Origin of the sequence: Paraburkholderia rhynchosiae, from assembly GCF_002879865.1 — a bacterium.
GTDB lineage: Bacteria > Pseudomonadota > Gammaproteobacteria > Burkholderiales > Burkholderiaceae > Paraburkholderia > Paraburkholderia rhynchosiae.
This window is the reverse complement of the sequence record NZ_PNXY01000008.1, coordinates 96,713-115,232: the sequence shown is the minus strand read 5'-3', so window position 1 is coordinate 115,232 and position 18,520 is coordinate 96,713. Positions and strand designations below refer to the sequence as shown.

At 60.8% G+C, this 18,520-nt stretch carries 17 protein-coding genes and 1 pseudogene; 10 read left to right on the top strand and 8 right to left on the bottom strand.

Going from position 1 to position 18,520, the window contains the following annotated elements; all coding sequences use genetic code 11:
* Window positions 1-23 precede the first annotated feature (23 nt).
* The 3 genes from C0Z16_RS13650 to C0Z16_RS13640 all read right to left on the bottom strand — a co-directional run bounded on the left by C0Z16_RS13650 (window position 24) and on the right by C0Z16_RS13640 (window position 1,758).
* Window positions 24-551, bottom strand: a complete 528-nt coding sequence (locus C0Z16_RS13650; RefSeq protein WP_102632684.1) for an SRPBCC family protein — start codon at window positions 549-551, stop codon at window positions 24-26.
* A complete protein-coding gene (locus C0Z16_RS13645; RefSeq protein WP_102632831.1) occupies window positions 548-883 on the bottom strand; it encodes an ArsR/SmtB family transcription factor in 336 nt (111 codons plus the stop codon). Before C0Z16_RS13645 ends, C0Z16_RS13650 begins: the two co-directional genes overlap by 4 nt.
* A gap of 584 nt (window positions 884-1,467) precedes the next feature.
* Window positions 1,468-1,758: a hypothetical protein gene (locus C0Z16_RS13640; protein WP_102632683.1), complete on the bottom strand. Its 291-nt coding sequence runs from the start codon at window positions 1,756-1,758 to the stop codon at window positions 1,468-1,470.
* 329 nt (window positions 1,759-2,087) lie between these two features.
* Here C0Z16_RS13640 and C0Z16_RS13635 point away from each other — a divergent pair, with 329 nt between their 5' ends.
* The gene (locus tag C0Z16_RS13635) at window positions 2,088-3,194 is read left to right on the top strand and encodes a 4-oxalomesaconate tautomerase (RefSeq protein ID WP_102632682.1); all 1,107 of its coding nucleotides are present in this window, start codon (window positions 2,088-2,090) and stop codon (window positions 3,192-3,194) included.
* A 13-nt stretch (window positions 3,195-3,207) separates the two neighbouring features.
* On the opposite strand, the gene C0Z16_RS13630 is transcribed toward C0Z16_RS13635, so the two are convergent.
* Both C0Z16_RS13630 and C0Z16_RS13625 read right to left on the bottom strand, forming a co-directional pair.
* Window positions 3,208-4,512 (bottom strand): LysR family transcriptional regulator, encoded by a 1,305-nt coding sequence (locus tag C0Z16_RS13630; RefSeq protein ID WP_102632681.1) that lies wholly within the window; start codon window positions 4,510-4,512, stop codon window positions 3,208-3,210.
* Window positions 4,509-5,210 carry a GntR family transcriptional regulator gene (locus C0Z16_RS13625; RefSeq protein ID WP_102632830.1) on the bottom strand — a complete coding sequence of 234 codons (702 nt, stop codon included), beginning with the start codon at window positions 5,208-5,210 and terminating at the stop codon, window positions 4,509-4,511. Before C0Z16_RS13625 ends, C0Z16_RS13630 begins: the two co-directional genes overlap by 4 nt.
* 401 nt (window positions 5,211-5,611) lie before the next feature.
* Between C0Z16_RS13625 and C0Z16_RS13620 the strand changes: the two genes are divergently transcribed.
* From C0Z16_RS13620 to C0Z16_RS13605, 5 genes and pseudogenes are all read left to right on the top strand, one after another.
* Window positions 5,612-6,457 carry a gallate dioxygenase gene (locus tag C0Z16_RS13620; RefSeq protein WP_102632680.1) on the top strand — a complete coding sequence of 282 codons (846 nt, stop codon included), beginning with the start codon at window positions 5,612-5,614 and terminating at the stop codon, window positions 6,455-6,457.
* Window positions 6,454-6,813, top strand: coding sequence for a protocatechuate 3,4-dioxygenase (locus tag C0Z16_RS13615; RefSeq protein WP_102632679.1), 360 nt, complete (start codon window positions 6,454-6,456; stop codon window positions 6,811-6,813). Before C0Z16_RS13620 ends, C0Z16_RS13615 begins: the two co-directional genes overlap by 4 nt.
* Before the next feature lie 107 nt (window positions 6,814-6,920).
* Window positions 6,921-7,361: pseudogene (locus C0Z16_RS13610) on the top strand (MFS transporter); the annotation flags it as partial.
* 104 nt (window positions 7,362-7,465) lie between these two features.
* Complete coding sequence (locus tag C0Z16_RS37745) at window positions 7,466-7,615, top strand: hypothetical protein (RefSeq protein ID WP_158244487.1); 150 nt, start codon at window positions 7,466-7,468, stop codon at window positions 7,613-7,615.
* 140 nt (window positions 7,616-7,755) lie between these two features.
* On the top strand, window positions 7,756-9,231 hold the full coding sequence (locus C0Z16_RS13605; protein ID WP_102632678.1) for an alkaline phosphatase family protein: 1,476 nt from the start codon (window positions 7,756-7,758) through the stop codon (window positions 9,229-9,231).
* A 44-nt stretch (window positions 9,232-9,275) separates the two neighbouring features.
* Here the strand turns inward: C0Z16_RS13605 and C0Z16_RS13600 are convergent, their stop codons facing one another.
* A complete protein-coding gene (locus C0Z16_RS13600) occupies window positions 9,276-11,642 on the bottom strand; it encodes a DNA polymerase II (RefSeq protein WP_102632829.1) in 2,367 nt (788 codons plus the stop codon).
* 185 nt (window positions 11,643-11,827) lie between these two features.
* On the opposite strand from C0Z16_RS13600, the gene C0Z16_RS13595 reads away from it, so the two are divergent.
* The gene (locus C0Z16_RS13595) at window positions 11,828-12,253 is read left to right on the top strand and encodes a PRC-barrel domain-containing protein (protein WP_102632677.1); all 426 of its coding nucleotides are present in this window, start codon (window positions 11,828-11,830) and stop codon (window positions 12,251-12,253) included.
* 100 nt (window positions 12,254-12,353) lie between these two features.
* On the opposite strand, the gene C0Z16_RS13590 is transcribed toward C0Z16_RS13595, so the two are convergent.
* Window positions 12,354-13,364 (bottom strand): DUF2891 domain-containing protein, encoded by a 1,011-nt coding sequence (locus C0Z16_RS13590; protein WP_102632828.1) that lies wholly within the window; start codon window positions 13,362-13,364, stop codon window positions 12,354-12,356.
* Between the two features lie 423 nt (window positions 13,365-13,787).
* Window positions 13,788-14,717 carry a LysR family transcriptional regulator gene (locus tag C0Z16_RS13585; RefSeq protein ID WP_102632676.1) on the bottom strand — a complete coding sequence of 310 codons (930 nt, stop codon included), beginning with the start codon at window positions 14,715-14,717 and terminating at the stop codon, window positions 13,788-13,790.
* Window positions 14,718-14,858: 141 nt separating this feature from the next.
* Between C0Z16_RS13585 and C0Z16_RS13580 the strand changes: the two genes are divergently transcribed.
* The 3 genes from C0Z16_RS13580 to C0Z16_RS13570 all read left to right on the top strand — a co-directional run bounded on the left by C0Z16_RS13580 (window position 14,859) and on the right by C0Z16_RS13570 (window position 18,447).
* Window positions 14,859-15,722 (top strand): amidohydrolase family protein, encoded by an 864-nt coding sequence (locus C0Z16_RS13580; RefSeq protein WP_102632675.1) that lies wholly within the window; start codon window positions 14,859-14,861, stop codon window positions 15,720-15,722.
* A gap of 198 nt (window positions 15,723-15,920) precedes the next feature.
* A complete protein-coding gene (locus tag C0Z16_RS13575) occupies window positions 15,921-17,222 on the top strand; it encodes a dicarboxylate/amino acid:cation symporter (RefSeq protein ID WP_102632674.1) in 1,302 nt (433 codons plus the stop codon).
* Between the two features lie 139 nt (window positions 17,223-17,361).
* The gene (locus tag C0Z16_RS13570) at window positions 17,362-18,447 is read left to right on the top strand and encodes a porin (protein ID WP_102632673.1); all 1,086 of its coding nucleotides are present in this window, start codon (window positions 17,362-17,364) and stop codon (window positions 18,445-18,447) included.
* Window positions 18,448-18,520: the final 73 nt, after the last annotated feature.

Below are 18,520 nucleotides of genomic sequence, written 5' to 3'. Positions count from 1 at the left end.
CTGAGCTTCCTGGAGCTTTGGGTTCAGAGGCCGAATTGCTTCGCGTATTCGGTGTTCAGGCGCGGCCAATCGAATTTCATCGCGTCGCCGGCCACGATGCGCCCGATGGGTTCATCCGCCAGAAAGCGGTCGAGCACGTCGAAGCAGATGTGCCAGCCTGCCGCGCCCATCGAAATGAAGTTGCGATCGATGTTATGCCACAGCGTGAGACGCGTGCCGTCGCCGAGCGCCTCCAGTTGCCAGCGAAGATCGTTATCGCCCCAGCGGTATTCGAGCAGATTCGGCGCGTCCGCGCGCGTCACTTGTGTTTCGGAGACTTGCGGCTTGGGCGTGCCAACCGTCGAAAGCTTCACGGGGCCGACGTTGGAGAGAGTGCGGTCGGCGTCGAACGGCGCCCATTCGCGCAGACTGGCGGGGTCGGTCAGCGCTTGCCACACTTTCTCCGGCGAATGGCGCAACTCGCGCACGAGAACGAGTGTCCACTTATCGGCCTCTTTCTGAACTTCGGCGCCGGCTGCGGGGCCGGGCTTATATGCGTCACGATTGCTCATCGTTTCTTCTCCTTACGGCGCGGTGCCGGGTTTGTCTGGTCGAGGTGGCGTTCGAGAGCGTCGAGATGAACCGACCAGTAACGGCGGAACGGAGCGAGCCAGGCGTCGATCTCCATGAGCGGCTCCGGTTTGATCCGGTATAGACGCCGCTGGGCATCGACGCGCGACTCCACGAAGCCGGCCTCTCGAAGCACTCGCAGATGCTTGGAAACTGAGGGCTGCGAGAGGTTGAGCTGCTCCTCGATATCGCCTACGGACCGCTCCGAAGACGCAAGCAGACTGAGGATGGCGCGGCGGCTCGGCTCGGCGATGATGGCAAAGGTTGAGTCCATGGTGTTTATATACTTCATGGGGTATATACGTGTCAAGCTTAGCGCCTATCGGCGATGGCTTGTTGTGCTTGGGAATGCGCTGAGGCGTGCGACGCTGCTAATGTGCGCCGTATCGAACGAACCTGTGGGGAACCGCGACGGAAGTAGGGGGACTCGGCCTGTGTCCATGCAGCCGGTGCTTCGTCGCGTGATGGACGAAAGTGTGGAGTCGATCGAGTCAAGCGCGGGTCAGCAATGGCTGACGGCGCGTCGTCCGATCCGTATGGAGCGTTGAGCCGCTCCGTGTGGCACTAAACGGGCTTCTTACGAGAACCCGAAGCGTATTTCGAAGCGCGGAGCGTGTCGCCGCATCCAGAAACGCAAAGTCGGACTCGTGCCCTTATTCCGCGATAGAAAAGCGCGCCGGGCGGCTTTCTGTCGACTTGGTGGGACGCTCGACGCGTGCAGTGGCGCCGCGAATGAACAGTACCGCGCACAACGCAACCATCGCCCAAATGCAGAGAATTATCGTCAAAGCGCTCATTTCATTTCTCAAGATTGAAAACTGCGTTGGTGCTGTTGGCCGCGGTGGACGTGCTGGCCGGTCAGTGCATCGTGGGTTGGTCGGCGCCGCCGGATAGAAGCTCGTCGATCAGGCGGGTGGTCAATCCCAACTGTTTTTCAAGCGACGCGCGCGCTGCCTGCGCCGCTGCCTCGTCGCCGCGTGCCGCTGCATTGTACGTCTGCGTCGCGAGGCGCAACACATTTTGCGATGCGACGTGCAGGCCGTGCATTGTTTGAGCGTCGGTGCCCGGCGCCGGGTTGTTCCATTCGGGCGTAGCAAGGTCCCGCAGACCCGCTTCGAACTCGCGATTCCTGTCATGACGTGAAGACATTTGAAGCTCCTGGCGCGATTGGAACGATGTCAGTGTGCGCCGGCCGCTCTGAGTTCAATCCGTCGAATAGAAGGCGCTTTTCAAGCCAATCCGCAGGGATTGCAGAGGTGCTCTTTTCGTCTGGAGAAAGCGCAGGCGCAGATGCCCAACAGGAACGCATTGCTGCGGATGCGATTCAGGCCATTTCCAGGCCGATTGAGACGTAACCAGCGCTCGCCGTCAACATTACCGATAAACAGATTAGATAGATTTGCACGCCGCTTTAGGTGCTTCGCCCGGGCGATCGAAATCTACAATGACAGCCGTACATTTAGCGATGGAGTCCCGCGATGTCCAGTCGCGCACAGACCCGCATTCCCTGCATGATGATTCGTGGCGGCACGTCGAAAGGCGCCTTTTTCATGGCGTCCGACCTGCCCGCCGATTCCGCTGAACGCGACCGTGTCCTGCTCGCCGTGATGGGTTCGCCCGATCCGCGGCAGATCGACGGTATCGGCGGGGCCGATCCGTTGACGAGCAAAGTCGCGATCATTTCCCGCTCGTCGCGCGAAGATGCGGACGTCGATTATCTGTTCGCACAGGTCGTGGTCAACGAAGCGCGTGTCGACTTCGGCCAAAACTGCGGCAATATTCTCGCGGGCGTCGGGCCGTATGCGATCGAGCGCGGCCTCGTCAAAGGGGAAGACGGCAGCACGCGCGTTGCGATTCACATGGTGAACACCGGGCAGATCGCGGTGGCCACCGTCAGCACGCCGGATGGGCGCGTGACCTATGAAGGCGACGCGCGCATCGACGGCGTGCCGGGCGGCGCCGCGCCAATCCCGCTCGAGTTCAGGGACACGGCCGGCTCGACTTGCGGCGCGCTGCTGCCGACGGGGCAGCTCAAGGACACCGTCGAAGGCATGGAAGTGACGTGCATCGACAACGGCATGCCGCTCGTGTTGATGCGCGCACGCGACCTGCAACGCACCGGCTACGAAACGCGCGAGGAACTGGACGCCGATCACGAACTTAAGGCGCGCATCGAAAAGATCCGCCTCGCTGTGGGCCCGATGATGAATCTCGGCGACGTCAGCGCGCGCACGGTACCGAAGATGTGTCTGGTCGCGGAGCCGCGCGACGGCGGTGCCATTTCCACTCGCAGCTTTATTCCGCATCGCTGTCATGCATCGATTGGCGTGCTTGGCGCGGTGAGCGTGGCGACGGCGGCGGTGTTGCCGGGCACGGTGTGCGACGGCATCGCCCACGTCGATCCCGAGGGTGCGCGCAAACGCGTGTCGGTCGAACATCCGACCGGCGAGTTCACCGTCGAACTCACGCTTGGCGGCGAGCGCGATCGTCCCGAGGTGTTGAGCGCGGCGTTGTTGCGCACGGCGCGCTGGCTTTTCGACGGTATGGTCGGCATCCTTGCTTCCGTTTGGGAACCGCAGCCCTGAGTGCAGGCTGCCGCTAGTTCGCGGCCACGCTGATCGTGCGCGTGACCTCCACCACTGACAGGCGAATGGCGTCGATCAGCGCGCGAGCCGCGGGTGACGGCGTACCCGCCGCGCGCATCGTCAGGCCGATGTCGCGGCGCGTGTTGTGCAGCGGCACGTTGAGCACCGCGAGTTGCCCCGCTTGCACTTCGTAGTGCAACTGCTGCGCCGACAGCGCGGCCACCATATCGGTGCCGAGCAGCAGGCCCCGAATCACCGCGAGGTCGGCAGTCTCGACCGTTGGCATCGGCGGTTTCACTTTCATCCGTTTGAATTGCGCTTCGAACAGCGCGCGCGCCGGCGCGTGGCTGCGCGGCACGATCCACTGCACGTCGCGTAGATCCATGATGGACGGCTCACGAGCATGCGTGAGCGGATGATTGCGCCGCACAAGAAGCACCATATCTTCCGACATCAACCGCTCGTTCCGCAGCCCGCTTGTCGCGTCGTTCTCGCGCAGCGCGCCGAGAATGAAATCGATGTCGCCCGCTCGTAAACCCGCAACCAGCGCTTCGTACGCGCTTTCATCGGTGACGACCCGTACGCCGGGATTTTTCGCGCTCATCTTTGCGATGGCTTTCGGCAGGATCAAGGTGCGCCCGAGCGGCAGCGCGCCGACGGTCACCGCACCCTGGATGTTGCCGCGCAATGCCGCGATATCGTCGGGCACGTGGCGCAGTTCGTTCAATGCGCGCCGCACGTGAAGCAGAAACGTTTCGCCTTCCGCGGTGAGCAGAATGCCGCGCGGGCTTCGATGGAAAAGGCTCAAACCCGAGCCGCTTTCGAGCACTCGAATCGCGGTGCTCACAGCGGGCTGGCTGATGCCGAAGGTCTTCGCCGCGCTCGGCATATGACGGTGCCGTGCGAGCGCCACGAAGATTTGCAGCCTTCGCGTGTTGAGCAGATAGGCGGGCAATGCGCCTTCAGCCGCAGGCCGGCGGCGCGCCTGCCGCGCGGAGCACCATTGCGCGAGTTCTTCGAGCTCCGCAAAGATTCGCTCACAACGCAGCAGCACTGCGCGGCCAACGGGTGTGGGCAGCATGCCCGACGGACCGCGATCGAATAGCGGTTCGCCCAGCGCCGACTCCATTTCCTGCACTGAACGCGTGACCGCCGATTGCGCGCGAAACAGCGCGGCGGCGGCGCGCGTTGCACTGCCCATATCGGCGACCAGTCGAAACGCGCGCAGTTGCGCGAGGTTCAACAGATCCTTGTTGCTGGCAGGCGCCGTGGTTTTTGCGCCATTTCTGACTGGAATGAGCGATGCATCGTGCGTCATGCCGCGCCCGCAATCAGATGCAAAGCCGGCAGCGACAGATTCAGGCTTTCCTTCGATATATGCGTGTGCTCCTTCATCAAGGCTTCGACGCGCGCGCCTTCGCCTTTCGTCAATGCGTCCGCAATCGCATGATGCTGCCGATGCGCGTACATCAGCATCATGAACTGACGCTCGCGCGCGGCTTCGTCGAAAGCGATTGTGGAGGGCGAGACGAACGGGATCTTGTCGTTCAGGCTCAACGCGGCACTCACGGCCGTGTTTTGCGCGGCCTCGATGATGAGCGAGTGAAAGCGCCCGTTCATCGCGGCATAGCGCACGTCGTCGCCAGGTTTCAACTGGCCGTTGCCGAAGATGTCGTCGCCTTCACGCAGGCACTCCTCAAGCGCGGCGGCCAGTGCAGTGCCCACGCCGCTCTCGGCAACCGAGCGTGCAGCGAGACCTTCGAGCACGCCGCGCACGTCGATTGCGTTCAACACGTCCCGCACGCTGAAGCGGCGCACCACATAGCCGCGCGCGCCCGAGCGATCGAGCAGCCCTTCTGAAGACAGCACGCTTAACGCATAACGCAGCGGCGTGCGCGATACGCCGAGCCACTGCGAGAGCTGGGCTTCGACAAGCCGTTGACCGGGCGACAACTCACCCGCCAGGATTTTCTCGCGCAAGGTCTGAACAATGGCCTGTTGGGTGGTTTCGTTCATCGTCATGTATTCGTTGGACGTCGTCCAGTATAGCCATGCAAACCGGCGGGCACCACGAGCTGACCCGGCGGCTTGCGAGTTGGTTCCAAGGGCATCTGTTCTGTTTATCGCAAAGCGTTCTGAAAATATGCGCGCACGAGCGGCCCGGGGCTGTTTGGGATACCAAAGCGGCCCGATGCGGTGCGGCTTCCAGCCCTCGGGCAAGACAGAGAAAATGTGTTGGAACCATACAAGTAAGGCGATTAACGGTATGACGAAGGTTTACCCGTACTTTCCGAAAAGTCGCAGAATTCCTATCTTCGTATCCCAAGATGGTTGCGAAGACTACTTTTCCAGGTAACAGCGACTATCCGATTGGCGCGCGATGATCGCGCAGCACGAAGTAACGGAAGACAAACGAAATGGCAAGGATCATTGGTGGCATCGGCACGTCGCATGTGCCGACTATCGGCATGGCGTACGACAAGGGCAAGCAGAACGATCCCGCGTGGGCGCCGCTCTTCAAAGGCTATCAACCGGTGGCGAGCTGGCTCGCCGAACGCAAGCCCGACGCGATGGTCATGTTCTACAACGACCATGCGAACAGCTTCTTCTTCGACTGCTATCCAACGTTTGCGTTGGGCGTGTCGGCCAACCACGAATTCGCCGACGAGGGCGCGGGCAAGCGTCCGCTTCCGGACATCGCGGGCCATCCCGATCTGGCCATTCACATCGCCGAGCAACTGGTCAATGACGAGTTCGACCTCACGATTTTCCAGGACCGTCCGCTCGATCACGGCTGCAATTCACCGCTTTCGCTAATGTTGCCGCATGCGGGCGGCTGGCCGCTCTCGCTCGTGCCCATCGAAGTCAACGTGTTGCAGTATCCGTTGCCGACCGCCAATCGCTGCTATCGCCTCGGCCGCGCGCTGCGTCGCGCGATCGAATCGTTCGACGCGGATCTGGATGTCGTCGTGGTCGGCACGGGCGGCCTGTCGCACCAGGTGCACGGCGAGCGCAGCGGCTTTAACAACACCGAGTGGGACATGGAGTTCCTGGACCTGATCGTTCACGAACCGGAGCGTCTTGCCGCGATGAAGCATGTCGACTACGTGCGCCTCGGCGGCGCGGAAAGCGTCGAAACCATCATGTGGCTCGCGATGCGCGGCGCGCTCGGCTCGAAGGTTCGCGAACTGCATCGCAACTATTACCTTGCGACCAGCACGGCGATGGCCGTGACGATCTACGAAGACGAGGTGGCGCAATGAATCCGCAACTGATCGGCGTCGAAGAACTGACGGGTACGTATCCGTTCGATATTCGCCAGAGCATGAAGGCGATGCGCCTGAACCGCTTCTTCTGGCAGATGCGCGAAGCGCCGGCTCGCACGCTATGGCTCGAAAACCGCAACGCAGCTTATGACGCGGCGGGTCTCACGCCGCAAGAGCGCACGTTGGTCGACAACGCCGACTGGATCGGTCTGATTCGCTACGGCGTGTGCTTCTTCGTGCTCGAGAAATTTGCGCGTGTGGTGAAGATCACAAATCTGGGTATGTACGCAAGCATGCGAGGCGAAACCCTCGAAGCGTTTCTCAAGACGTGCAAGGTGCCTGAAGCGGTGTAGGGCGCTCGACCTTGCGGCGCTGACTGGCGGCTTTTCATTCGATACCACAACAAGACCCGGCTTCCACAGAAAGCCGGGGCAGGAAACTATTTTCTTCGGAGACGTGCATGAAATCTGCAGACTCAGTCGACATCAAGGCGTTTATCGACGCACGCAAGGTGTCGCCCTACCAGTGGCTCGTCCTCGTTCTCTGTTTTCTGATCGTCATGATGGACGGCCTCGATACGGCCGTGATGGGCTTCGTCGCGCCCGTGGTCATGCATGACTGGAGTGTGAGCCGTACTGCGTTCGGTCCGGTGATGAGCGCTGCAATGGTCGGCCTCGCAATCGGCGCATTGGCAGCGGGTCCAATTGCCGATCGCATCGGACGCAAGAAAGTGTTGATCGCTTCGGTATTGTGCTTCGGCTTTTTCAGCCTGATTTGCGCATTCGCCGAGACGCCCCTGCAACTCGTCGCGCTACGCTTTCTGACTGGGCTCGGCCTCGGCGCAGCCATGCCGAATTCGACAACGCTGCTCTCCGAATATGTGCCGTCGCGCAACCGTTCGCTGCGCTTCATCACCAGTCCGGTAGCCGACGCATAAGCCTGTTTGCGCAGTGTCATGCGAGAACTCACGGCCTGCACGCTTACGCCGCGTCTCTCGCATTCAGTGTGCTCGGCACCAACGGCGCGGGACAAGTCATCGACGCAACCGCGACGCTCGGCGACGGCTACCACTCCGCGCCGTCGTGGACGGGAAGCCAGTTCGCTTTCGGCATGGGCATTATTCACCGCTTCTCAGCCGGGTTCATTGCTGTGTAGAAGCTATCGCCGATTGAAAAGCCGGGCTGCATTGTCAGTCCGGCTTTTTTTTCGCGGAACGGTAATTGCTCCCTTGTTGCACAAAATCGCCGGACGGCATCAAAACCGCCAGGCGAGTTCGTCGACAACGGAGACAAATCATGACGACCAAGCCATCTAATCCTCCCGATGCAGCCCGCCGTAAAATTCTCGCCGCGCTTGCCGGTTCTATAGCGCTATCGGCTTGTGGAGGAGGCGGGGGAGGCGGCAGTAGCGGTGGCTCGGGCTCGGGAGGATCGCAGCCCGTCGGCACGATTCCGCCGGATCGCGCGAATCTGCCGCGCACCGTATTGCCGGACCCGGCGGCGTCAGGCATTGACCATGTGGTGCTCGTGACGATGGAGAACCGTTCGTTCGACCATCTGTTCGGCTGGGTGCCCAATGCCGAAACTGCACAGACCGGGCGAACCTTCAAGGATGCGTTCGGCGAAACGCACCCGCCGTTCTCGCTTGCCGCGAACCCGGCCTATGGCTTCCAGAGCTGCTCGTTCGCCGACCCCAACCATTCATACGATGCAGGACGTGTTCACCTCGCGAATGGCGCGATGAACGGCTTTCTGCTGACGCCCGCGACGAGCTTCACGCGCGGCGACCTGCTGCCGATCGGTTATTTTCAGTCCGCGGACCTCGACTTCTATCGCGGCGCGGTATCGCAGTACACGGTGTGCGACTACTACATGAGCGGCATTCTCGCCGACACCTTTCCGAACCGCATCTATCTGCACAGCGGCGAAACAGACCGCTTATCGGATTCGCTCGACACGTCGTCGCTGCCGACCATCTGGGACCGGCTCGACGCGAAGAACGTCTCCTCTGCTTATTATTATCACGACGTGCCGTTCACAGCGCTATACGGCACGCGTTACGTGGGCCGCTCCCGACTGTTCGCCGAGTTTCTCGCCGACGCGGCTGCGGGCACATTGCCGTCATTCTGCATGGTCGAACCGAGCTTCGGCGGAGAAGCGCAGGGCATCTCGAATGACGACCATCCTCATGCCGACGTGCGAAACGGTCAGGTGCTGCTCGGTCAGATTTACGACGCATTACGTACCAGCCCGAACTGGAGCAAGACGCTGATGATCGTCGTCTATGACGAGTGGGGCGGTTTCATGGAACACGTCGCGCCGCCGGTGAAGCCGGTTTCCGCAGCCGAAGCCGCGCTGGGCAACGACGGCCGGCTCGGCTTTCGCGTGCCCTGCATGCTGTTCGGACCGCGTGTGCGCGCGAACAACGTGTCGCGCTATCCGTTCGACCCCAGCTCGATTCACCAGTTGCTCGCGTGGCGCTTCGGGCTCGATCCGCTTGGTGTGCGCGCAAGCGATTCGAAGACTTTCAACATGGCCTATGCGCTCGATTTCACTGACGCGCCGCGCAGCGACGCGCCGGCCATCGCCGTGACGCAAGGCACGTTCGGCTCGGCATGTTCGAACATATCGACTGCGGGGGCGGGCCTAAGCGGCATCGCACAGCTGGACAGGAGCCAGGTCGTGCCCGATACGGCAATCAGTCCGCCAGGCGGCCGTTTTGCCGAGCTGAGAACGAAAGCGGATACGCTCGGTTTCCCGGTGCCCAGGTAAGCGCCTGATAGGCCTCTGGTCGATGCCTCGACGCTGGCGCGGCATCAGAACAATTGCGCTTGCCCCGACACCAGCGTCGTAAAGTCGTCGCGCAACAGAGGCAGGATCGCGTCCGCGACGGGCTGCAATTGGCGCGTCAGATAGTGTTCGTAGTCGATCGCCGAACGCAGCGTTTCGAGCGGCTCGGGCCCGGCAATCGTCATCACGTAGCTGATCCAGCCGCCGTTCTGATATTGCAGCGGACGTCCCTGCCGACGATTGAATTCGTCGGCCACGCGTGCCGCGCGTACATGGGGCGGCACGTTGCGCTCGTACTCGCCGAGCGGCCTGCGCAAACGCTTGCGATACACGAGCTGTTCGTCGAGCTTGCCCGCGAGCGTGTCGCGCACATAGTCGCGCACGTAATCCTGATAGGGCTGCTTTGTAAAGATGCGCCGATAGAGTTCCTGCTGAAACTGCTGCGCGAGCGGCGTCCAGTCCGTGCGGACCGTTTCGAGCCCTTTATAGACGATGTCCTCGCTGCCGTCCGGCAAAACCGTGAGCCCCGCATAGCGCTTCTTGCTGCCTTCTTCGGCGCCGCGAATCGTCGGCATGAAGAAACGCCGGTAATGCCGCTCGAATTGCAATTCGAGCGCACTATCGAGCCCGAATCGCTGCTGGAGATTTTGCCGCCACCACGCGTTGATATGCTCGACCAGCGCGCGTCCGATGCGGCCCGCTTCTTCTTCGCTATGCGCATGTTTGAGCCAGACGAAGGTCGAATCCGTGTCGCCGTAAATGACTTCATAACCTTCGGCCTGAATCAGTTCGCGCGTGCTGTGCATGATTTCGTGGCCGCGCATCGTGATCGACGAGGCAAGACGTGGATCGAAAAAGCGGCAACCGGTCGAACCCAGCACGCCGTAAAACGCGTTCATGATGATCTTCAGCGCCTGAGAGAGCGGCTTGTTCTGTTCGCGCTTGGCTGTCTCTCGGCCTTGCCACACCTGGCTCACAATCGACGGCAGACAATGGCGCGTGCGTGAGAAACGTGCGCCAAGAAAGCCGGGCACGGATTGATCGTCGCCGGGGTTCAGCATGCCTTCCACGAGCCCGACCGGGTCGATCAGAAACGTGCGAATGATCGATGGATACAGACTCTTGTAATCGAGCACCAGCACCGAGTCGTAGAGGCCGGGGCGCGAGTCCATCACGAAGCCGCCGGGACTCGCGGCGCCGGCCACGTCGCCGAGATTCGGCGCGACGTAGCCTTGCCGATGCATTCGCGGCATATACAGGTGCGTGAATGCCGCGACCGAACCGCCGCTGCGGTCGGCGGGCAGACCGGTGACGGTTGCGCGTTCAAGCAGAAACGGCAGCAATTCGGTCTTCGCGAAGATGCGCGTGACGAGCTCGCAATCCTTGAGGTTGTATTGCGCGAGTGCGGGCTTGTCCTCGTCGAAGCGGCGCTGGATTTCATCCATGCGCTGATAGGGATTGTCGATGGCTTTGCCTTCGCCCAGCACGGCGCGCGCGACATGTTCGAGGCTGAATGAAGGGAAGCTCCACGTGGCCGAGCGCAGCGCCTCGATGCCGTCGATAATCAGACGCCCCGCGGCGCCCGCAAAGTAATGATTCTGCCTGAGGCCATGTTCGCGCCATTCCATCACCGCTCCGCCGCGGCCTAGCCGCAATGGCACGCCGTATTGTTCGGCGTGCTGCCGGAGCACACGCAAATCGAACTGCACGAGATTCCATCCGATGATCGCATCGGGGTCGTGCCGCTCCAGCCACGTGTTCAACTTTTCGAGCAACTGTGCGCGGGTTTCGCAGTATTCGAGGTCGAAGTCGAGCCCGCTGGCGTCCCCGTTCGGTGGCCCGAGCATGTACACCTGACGCTGCCCGCAGCCTTCTAGCGCGATTGAATAGAGTTCGGCATGAACACTTGTTTCGATGTCGAGCGACACGAGTTTCAACGCGGGACGGTAGTCAGTAGCCGGTTTCAGCTCGCCGCTCACGAGCATGCCGCCGCTTTGCGCATCACCGCTGAACCGCACCGGCGCGGTGATGAAACGCTCCATCATGTAGCGCTCGGGCGGGAAGATGTCGGCCTCATACACGTCGACGCCGCCTTGTTTAAGGCGTTTTTCGAAGCCGGTCAACTGACGATATTGCGGGCAGTACAGTCCCATCACCGGTCGATGATGGAAGTCGCGCAATTCGAGCGGGCGCAAATCGAGCGGCGCCTCGCGGCGCAAAACGGTTTCGGCGCGCTCGCGCTGTTCGGCGGGAATGAATGCCACCGATGTTTGATGACGCAAACGGATGTGACGGGGCCCGCTGTCAGTTGCCAGCCAGAAATCGACTTCGGTACCGGCCGGAGTGTCCCGCCAATGCCGCGTCAAAATGAAACCCTGTTCAAGCTCAGTCAAACCACCACCTCCGAAACGGCGCGTCATCGCCTGAAGCGATTTTACCGCCCTGCGTGTTCAACGGTGGTCCGTGCTTGTGTCACCCTGCATGCAGCCATGCGGTGTAGCCGGTATGATGGTTTTGCAGCGCTTCTTTCGGCGCGTTCATGCGCCGGTCAAGTCTTCTAAAAATCGGAGTAGATCAAATGACTTTGGGCAAACTTCTGGTGGCCGTCGCGGTAGCTGCAACGAGCTTCGGCGCGCACGCGCAAGTCGCCGGCACACAACCGCTTAGCGTGACAGTCGAGCAGTCCAATGCACTGCTGAGCGGCTGGAGCGTGAAGAAGAGCATTCTCGGCAAGGCGGTGTACAACGATCAGAACGAGAAGATCGGTTCAATCCGCGATCTGGTGGTTGCACCAGACGGCTCCCTGTCCGCTGCAATCGTCGCGGCCGGCGGCTTCCTCGGCGTTGCGTCGCACGATGTGGCCGTGCCTATCGCCGCGCTCGACATTCGTTCGGGGAATTTCTATCTCGCCGGCGCAACAAAGGCGGCCTTGAAGGCGACGCCCGAGTTCCAGTACAACAAGGTTCAGGCGCCGGCGAAGCCCAAGAAACTTTCGGGACAATGATACGCGAAGCCGGCCTGGTTGCCGGCTCACTGGTCGACCTATTGGTCGACTCAGTTGTCGGCTCAGTTATCGTCTCAATGCCAGCCGGCGAGTACTTTCATCAAGCCTCCAATGCGAGCGTGGCGAACGTGCCGAGCCAATGCTCGCCCATGTAGTCTCCGGCTACATGAGGCAGCGCGCTATGCAAGTGCCGCTCGGCTGAATCGAGCAGCACAGTCCGGCGAATGTCGCCGGCCGGCAGCGCGCGGGCCAGCGAGCGTTGGCACCATGCGCGGCTCAGGTTAAGGCCGTCAAGGTGAGCAATCTTGCCGTCGGTGCGGTCAGTCACGGTGACGGGTTCGAACAGCGTAGCGGGCTTCTTCGCGCCGAGGTCCGGCAGAAAGCGGCCGAACCAGTCGACGAATTGCGCGGGCGGCAACACGCGCCTCATCAATTCGGCTTCCATCAGCGAAGGCGACAGAAATTCGTCGCCGGCAGGTTCCCATGCCTGGCATCCTACGTCGTGCAGAAACCAGCGCTCGGCGGTGCTGACGATCAGCGCTTCCAGTGAATCGCGCGACGTTTGCCGTGCGAAGTCCAGCGTGAGTGCGAGGGCGAACGCCATGTTGAAATGCGTGCCGACGCGCAGCGGATAAGTAGCTTTCGGCAGGAACGTCTCGAATCGTTCGACAAAAATCTCGGTGAGCGGCGCGAACGTTTTCGACCAGCGCGCGGCGTCGGAGAGCTTCAACGAATTGAGTTGCGCGCTCAACGCGAGCAACCAGGCCCAACCATAGGGCCGCTCGAACCCGAGGTTGTGCGGCAGTTCGAGATATGCGCGTTCGCCCGCCACATTCACCGCGGTGAAATGCTCGTCGACTACCGCGACAATGCGTGCCGCTTCGGGCAGATCCGGAAAGCGCTCAAGGAGATGAAGAATCAACCAGTAGCCGTGTACGCACGAATGCCAGTCGTAGCTGCCGTAAAAAATCGGATGCAACGCACGAGGGCCTTGCACGTCCTCGGGACCGGCGAGCGAATGCGTCAGTTTGTTCGGGTATTCGCGCGTGAGATGGGCAAGCGCGAGTTTGGCGAATTTGGAAGCGAATTCCGGAGTGAGTAAGGCGGTCATCGGCGGTTCCTCGAGAGCGAACATACGAACAGGTCATTAGTATCGTATTGGCGGCCGACAATAGCAAAGCGGCAAGCGTCGCGCGCTGATAATGCTCTGCGGATATTCTGGCCGCAGCAGCAGTAATCGTGTGATGTTGGCGCGATGTGTCCCGATGTTGCTCCAATGTTGCCGTGTGTCGTCGTTAATAGCGGGCAATCGCCGCTAACGCTGGTGAAGCGGGCAGAGCATGGCGAGAGGAGGAATGGGCAGAGGCGCCGCGATTCTTTCGAGTCCTTTGCGCCGGCATTTTCCACCGCATGCGCATGCTATGGTCGCGCTCCGACATAAGCCATGCGTCTTTGCACTCACAACAAGAAGATGGAGCAGTTTTTTATACGGCGTGCCAGCGCCGTCAGTCCGGCTCGACTGTCTTCTCTTTTCTTACTTGCTGCGAACCGCGCTATAGAGAGGCAAGGCTTGCGCTTCGAGCATTGCAATGGCCTGAACCGCCAGTTGTGACAGCGTGTGCTTGCTGCTCGTCGCGATAGCAAGCCGGCTGAATAAAGTCGGCTCGGTAATGCGGATTACGCGAAAGCGCCGCTTGAGCGCATCGCTCACGGTCGCATTGAGCGGCAGCACCGCGTAGCCGATGCCCTCGCTGACAAGATCGAGAATCGACGACACGGCATCCACTTCCAGCTCGATGTTCAGCCTCACGCCTTGCTCCGCCGCGACCGATTCAACCATGCGCCTGATTGCATGCATGCGGCCGGGAATCACCAGCGGATAGCGTGGGATATCTCGCAATGCAATCGTCGCGACGGGTTCAAGCGCGGATGTTTCGTGCGTTTCACCATCGTCCGCGCCGATCAGGAATAGCTCTTCGGTGAATACCGTGCGCTTGTCGATCAACGGTGTATCGAACGTGTCGTAAAGAACCGCGACGTCGACGCGACCCATCATCAGCCATTCGATCAGATACGTCGACAGACCTTCCGCAACCGAAATAGTCGCGCCAGGGAAAGACTTGCGAAAACTGCGCACCAGTTCATTGGTCGCGACCTTCGCGAAGCTCGGCGTAATGCCAATGCAAAAATGGCCGCCGACGGTGCCGCGCAATTCGTCGAGGTCCTGCGATGCGCGCTGCACCTGCGAGAGGATCCCTTTCGAATGAGCCAGCATGCGCTGGCCGGCCGGCGTGAGTGCGACGCCGCGGCCATTGCGCTCGAGCAGCGTGTGGCGAAGTTCGACTTCGAGTTGGCGCACGAGCCGGCTCAGGGCGGGCTGGTTGGTGTCGAGCGTAATGGCGGCGCGCGTGAAGCTGCCGAGTTCGGCCACATGTACAAACGCTTCCAGCTGTTTGAGGTCCATTTGTCCGAGGTATGTGTAAATCACATATCAGCTAGTTTGGTATAGCGATTGTATCGGCCGGCTCCCGCAGCCACAATCCGCTTACTCCAGCTTACAGACAGAGCCCGCGCCGCGCGGCCATCAAGATCGAGACGAAGCTCCATGAAATCCTGTTTGCCACCCGATTCCCGTCCTGTTCAGCCCGCCCAGCGGTTGCCTGCCGGCGCTTGCGACGCGCATTGCCATGTCTTCGGTCCCGCCGCCGTTTTCCCGTATGCGCCGGATCGCAGCTATACGCCGCCCGACGCGCCTTTCCAGCAACTGGTCGCGTTGCACGATTTTCTCGGCCTGAGCCGCGGTGTAATCGTGCAGGCAAGCTGTCACGGCACCGACAATACGGCGATGCTCGATGCGATTGCTCGCGGCAACGGCCGTTATCGCGGCGTCGCGATTGTCGACGGCGATATCACGGATGAACAACTCGCCGACCTGGACGCACGTGGTGTGCGCGGTGTGCGCTTCAACTTCGTCGCGCATCTCGGCGGGGCGCCGGATCCCGACGTGTTCGACCGCGTACTCGAACGTATCGAACGGCTCGGTTGGCACGTCGTGCTGCATCTCGATGCGCAGGACATTCTGCAATACGCCGAGCGGATCGCGCGCATCAAAGTGCCGTTCGTGATCGATCACATGGGTCGCGTGCGCGCCGAGGCGGGACTCGATCAGCAGCCGTTTCGCCAACTGCTCGATTTGATGCGCAATCCGCTCGCATGGGTCAAGGTATGCGGTTCGGAACGCGTATCGTCTGGCCGCCGGCCTTTCGACGATGCGATTCCATTTGCTCAAACGCTGATCGAAGCCGCGCCCGACCGTGTACTGTGGGGCACGGACTGGCCTCATCCGAACATCAGTAGGGACATGCCCAACGACGGCGAACTGGTGGATCTGCTGTTCCGCTTCTGTCCGGATGAGGCATTGCGGGAAAAGCTGGTGGTGACCAACCCCGCACGACTTTACGGCTTCTAAGCGAAGCCGCCGCCTCACTCATGTTTTGAACTGCCGCGCGAAGATGGCAGGCAAACGGAAAGCAAAGCGTATCGTCTTTCCGCTGATATTCCGGCTTTGCATTGGATCGGAGTGAGACGCGTAAAGCGTCAACTCTGGTCGACAGGAGACAACGATGACCAACACCAATCCCCGCACTAACCGTTCCGGAGCGACGTCATGAGCGAGAGTGCCGTCATGACCTCGTCCGCGCCAGGCGCAAAGAAGCCGTTCTATCGAACGCTCTATTTTCACGTGTTCGTCGCGATCATGATCGGCGTGCTGCTCGGGCATTTCGCGCCGTCGCTCGCCGTGAAGATGAAGCCGCTTGGCGACGCGTTCATCAAGCTCATCAAGATGGTGATCGGCCCGATCATCTTCTGCACGGTGGTGACCGGCATCGCCGGAATGGGCGACATGAAGAAAGTCGGGCGAGTAGGCGGCAAGGCGCTGCTGTACTTCGAAATCGTGTCGACCCTCTCACTCGTGGTCGGGCTCCTGGCCGGGCATATGTTTCATCCGGGAGCAGGCTTCAATCTGAATCCGGCCACCATCGATACAAAAGCGCTTGCCGGTTACACCACTGCCGCGCATCAGCAGAACACCGTCGAGTTTCTGATGCACATCATTCCGGACACTGTGACCGGCGCGTTCGCATCGGGCAATGTGCTGCAGATCCTGCTGATTTCAGTGCTGTTCGGCGCGGCGCTCGCCGCGACTGGGGAGCGGGGGCGCCCGCTCGTGGCGATGATCGACTACTTTGCTCATACATTTTTCGGCATCGTTCACATCATCATGAAGGTCGCGGCGATCGGTGCGTTCGGCTCGATTGCGTTCACGATAGGCACCTATGGAATCGGCGCAGTTGTGCCGTTGCTCAAACTGATCGGCGCTTTCTACGCGACGCTGGTCGTATTCGTGATGGTGGTGCTCGGCGCGATTTCGCGGATGCTCGGCTTCAGCATTCTGCGCTTCATGAGCTATATCCGCGAAGAGATCCTGATTGTGCTAGGCACCAGTTCATCGGAAGCCGCGCTCCCGCAGATGCTCGAAAAGCTCGAGCGCCTTGGCTGCTCGAAATCGGTTGTCGGACTCGTCATTCCCGCAGGCTATTCGTTCAATCTCGACGGCACCAACATTTATCTGACGATGGCCGTGCTCTTCATCGCACAGGCGTTCAATATCGAACTCAGTCTCACGCAGCAATTAACGCTCGTCGGCGTGGCGATGCTGACGTCCAAAGGGGCGAGCGGCGTGGCGGGCGCCGCATTCGTGATGCTGACATCGACGCTGCTGGTTTTCCCGCTGATTCCAGTATCGGGCATGGTGCTGATTTTGGGCATCCACCGTTTCATGGGTACAGGTCTCGCGATTGCGAACACGATAGGCAACGGCGTCGCGACGCTGGTGGTCTCGGCATGGGAACACGAGCTCGACCGTTCGAAGCTGAATGCCGGTATGTCGCGCCGACGCGTGGATTAACCGCATGAGTCCGCCGCGTGAATTGACGGTATAGCCGCTGTAAAACATCCAGGCGTCTCTCGGTCTGCGTGCGCCATCGCGTCCCGCAGCAGGAGACACTTGCGCTCAAAAAATACAATCCGGTCTGGAGACACCATCCATGGATATAAAGACAGACGACACGCGCCGCGGGTCACATTTCAACACGGTATGCATGGCAACGGCCCTGCTTGCAGCGACGAGCGGCGTCGCTCACGCCGACTCTTCACAAGCCACGGCGGGCGCAGCGTCGATCTCGTCTTCGTCGGTGCAGATGTACGGCTTGATCGGCATGTATATCGACAGTTCCAAACTCAGCACGACGCGCGCGAGTACCGTGCAGTTAGGTGGTGGAGGATTGACCACATCGTTCTGGGGCATTCGCGGCCGCGAGGACATTGGCGGCGGCAATGCGGTGATTTTCAGCCTCGAAAGTTTTTTCAGGCCGAACACCGGGCAGATGGGACGCAATACGACCGACGGGCTTTTCTCGCGCAACGCCTATGTCGGACTCACTGGCGCTTACGGCACGTTCAAGTTCGGCGAGCAAACGAACCCGACTTATATCAACCAGCAACTCGTTAATCCATTCGGCTCGTCAGTGGTCTTTTCGCCATTGATCGTGCAGTCGTACACGGCGAGCTATAGCAACACGGTGATTGGCGATACGGTCTGGCAAAACGCAATCGAATACGTATCGCCGAATTACGGCGGGCTCACGGGTACAGCCATTTATAGCGTAAGCAGCACGACGGGACACCAGGGGCGCGACAACATCGGCCTGCATTTAACGTATGCGAAAGGACCGCTCACGGCGGTCTTCTCGGCGCAGCGCGTGCGGACCGCGGCGGTCACGCCATCGACTGGGCAGTACCTTTATCTCGCTGGCGCGGCGTACGACGCGAAGTTCATGAAGGTGTACGGCGCCGCGCAAATGACGAGCAACAACAACGTGGAGACCGGCTCGCACACTTATGAGCTCGGCGTTTCGGTGCCGCTCACGCCGTCGAATCTGATCCTCGCCGAATGGGCGCGCACGGAACACAGCGCGCCGCTCAATCGCAGCAATGTGCGCAATACCGGTAGCCTGGCGTACGAATACATTCTTTCTAAGCGTACTTTGGTGTACACGGTGTATTCATACGACAAGCTCACGGCCAATCCGTCCGGCAGCACGTATGGCGTGGGCATTCAGCACACCTTCTAGCCGGGTCGCGCATTGCTTGAGGAGTTGGCCTGCCCGGCACGGCTGCATGAGAAGATGGTCGACCTCCGCCCAT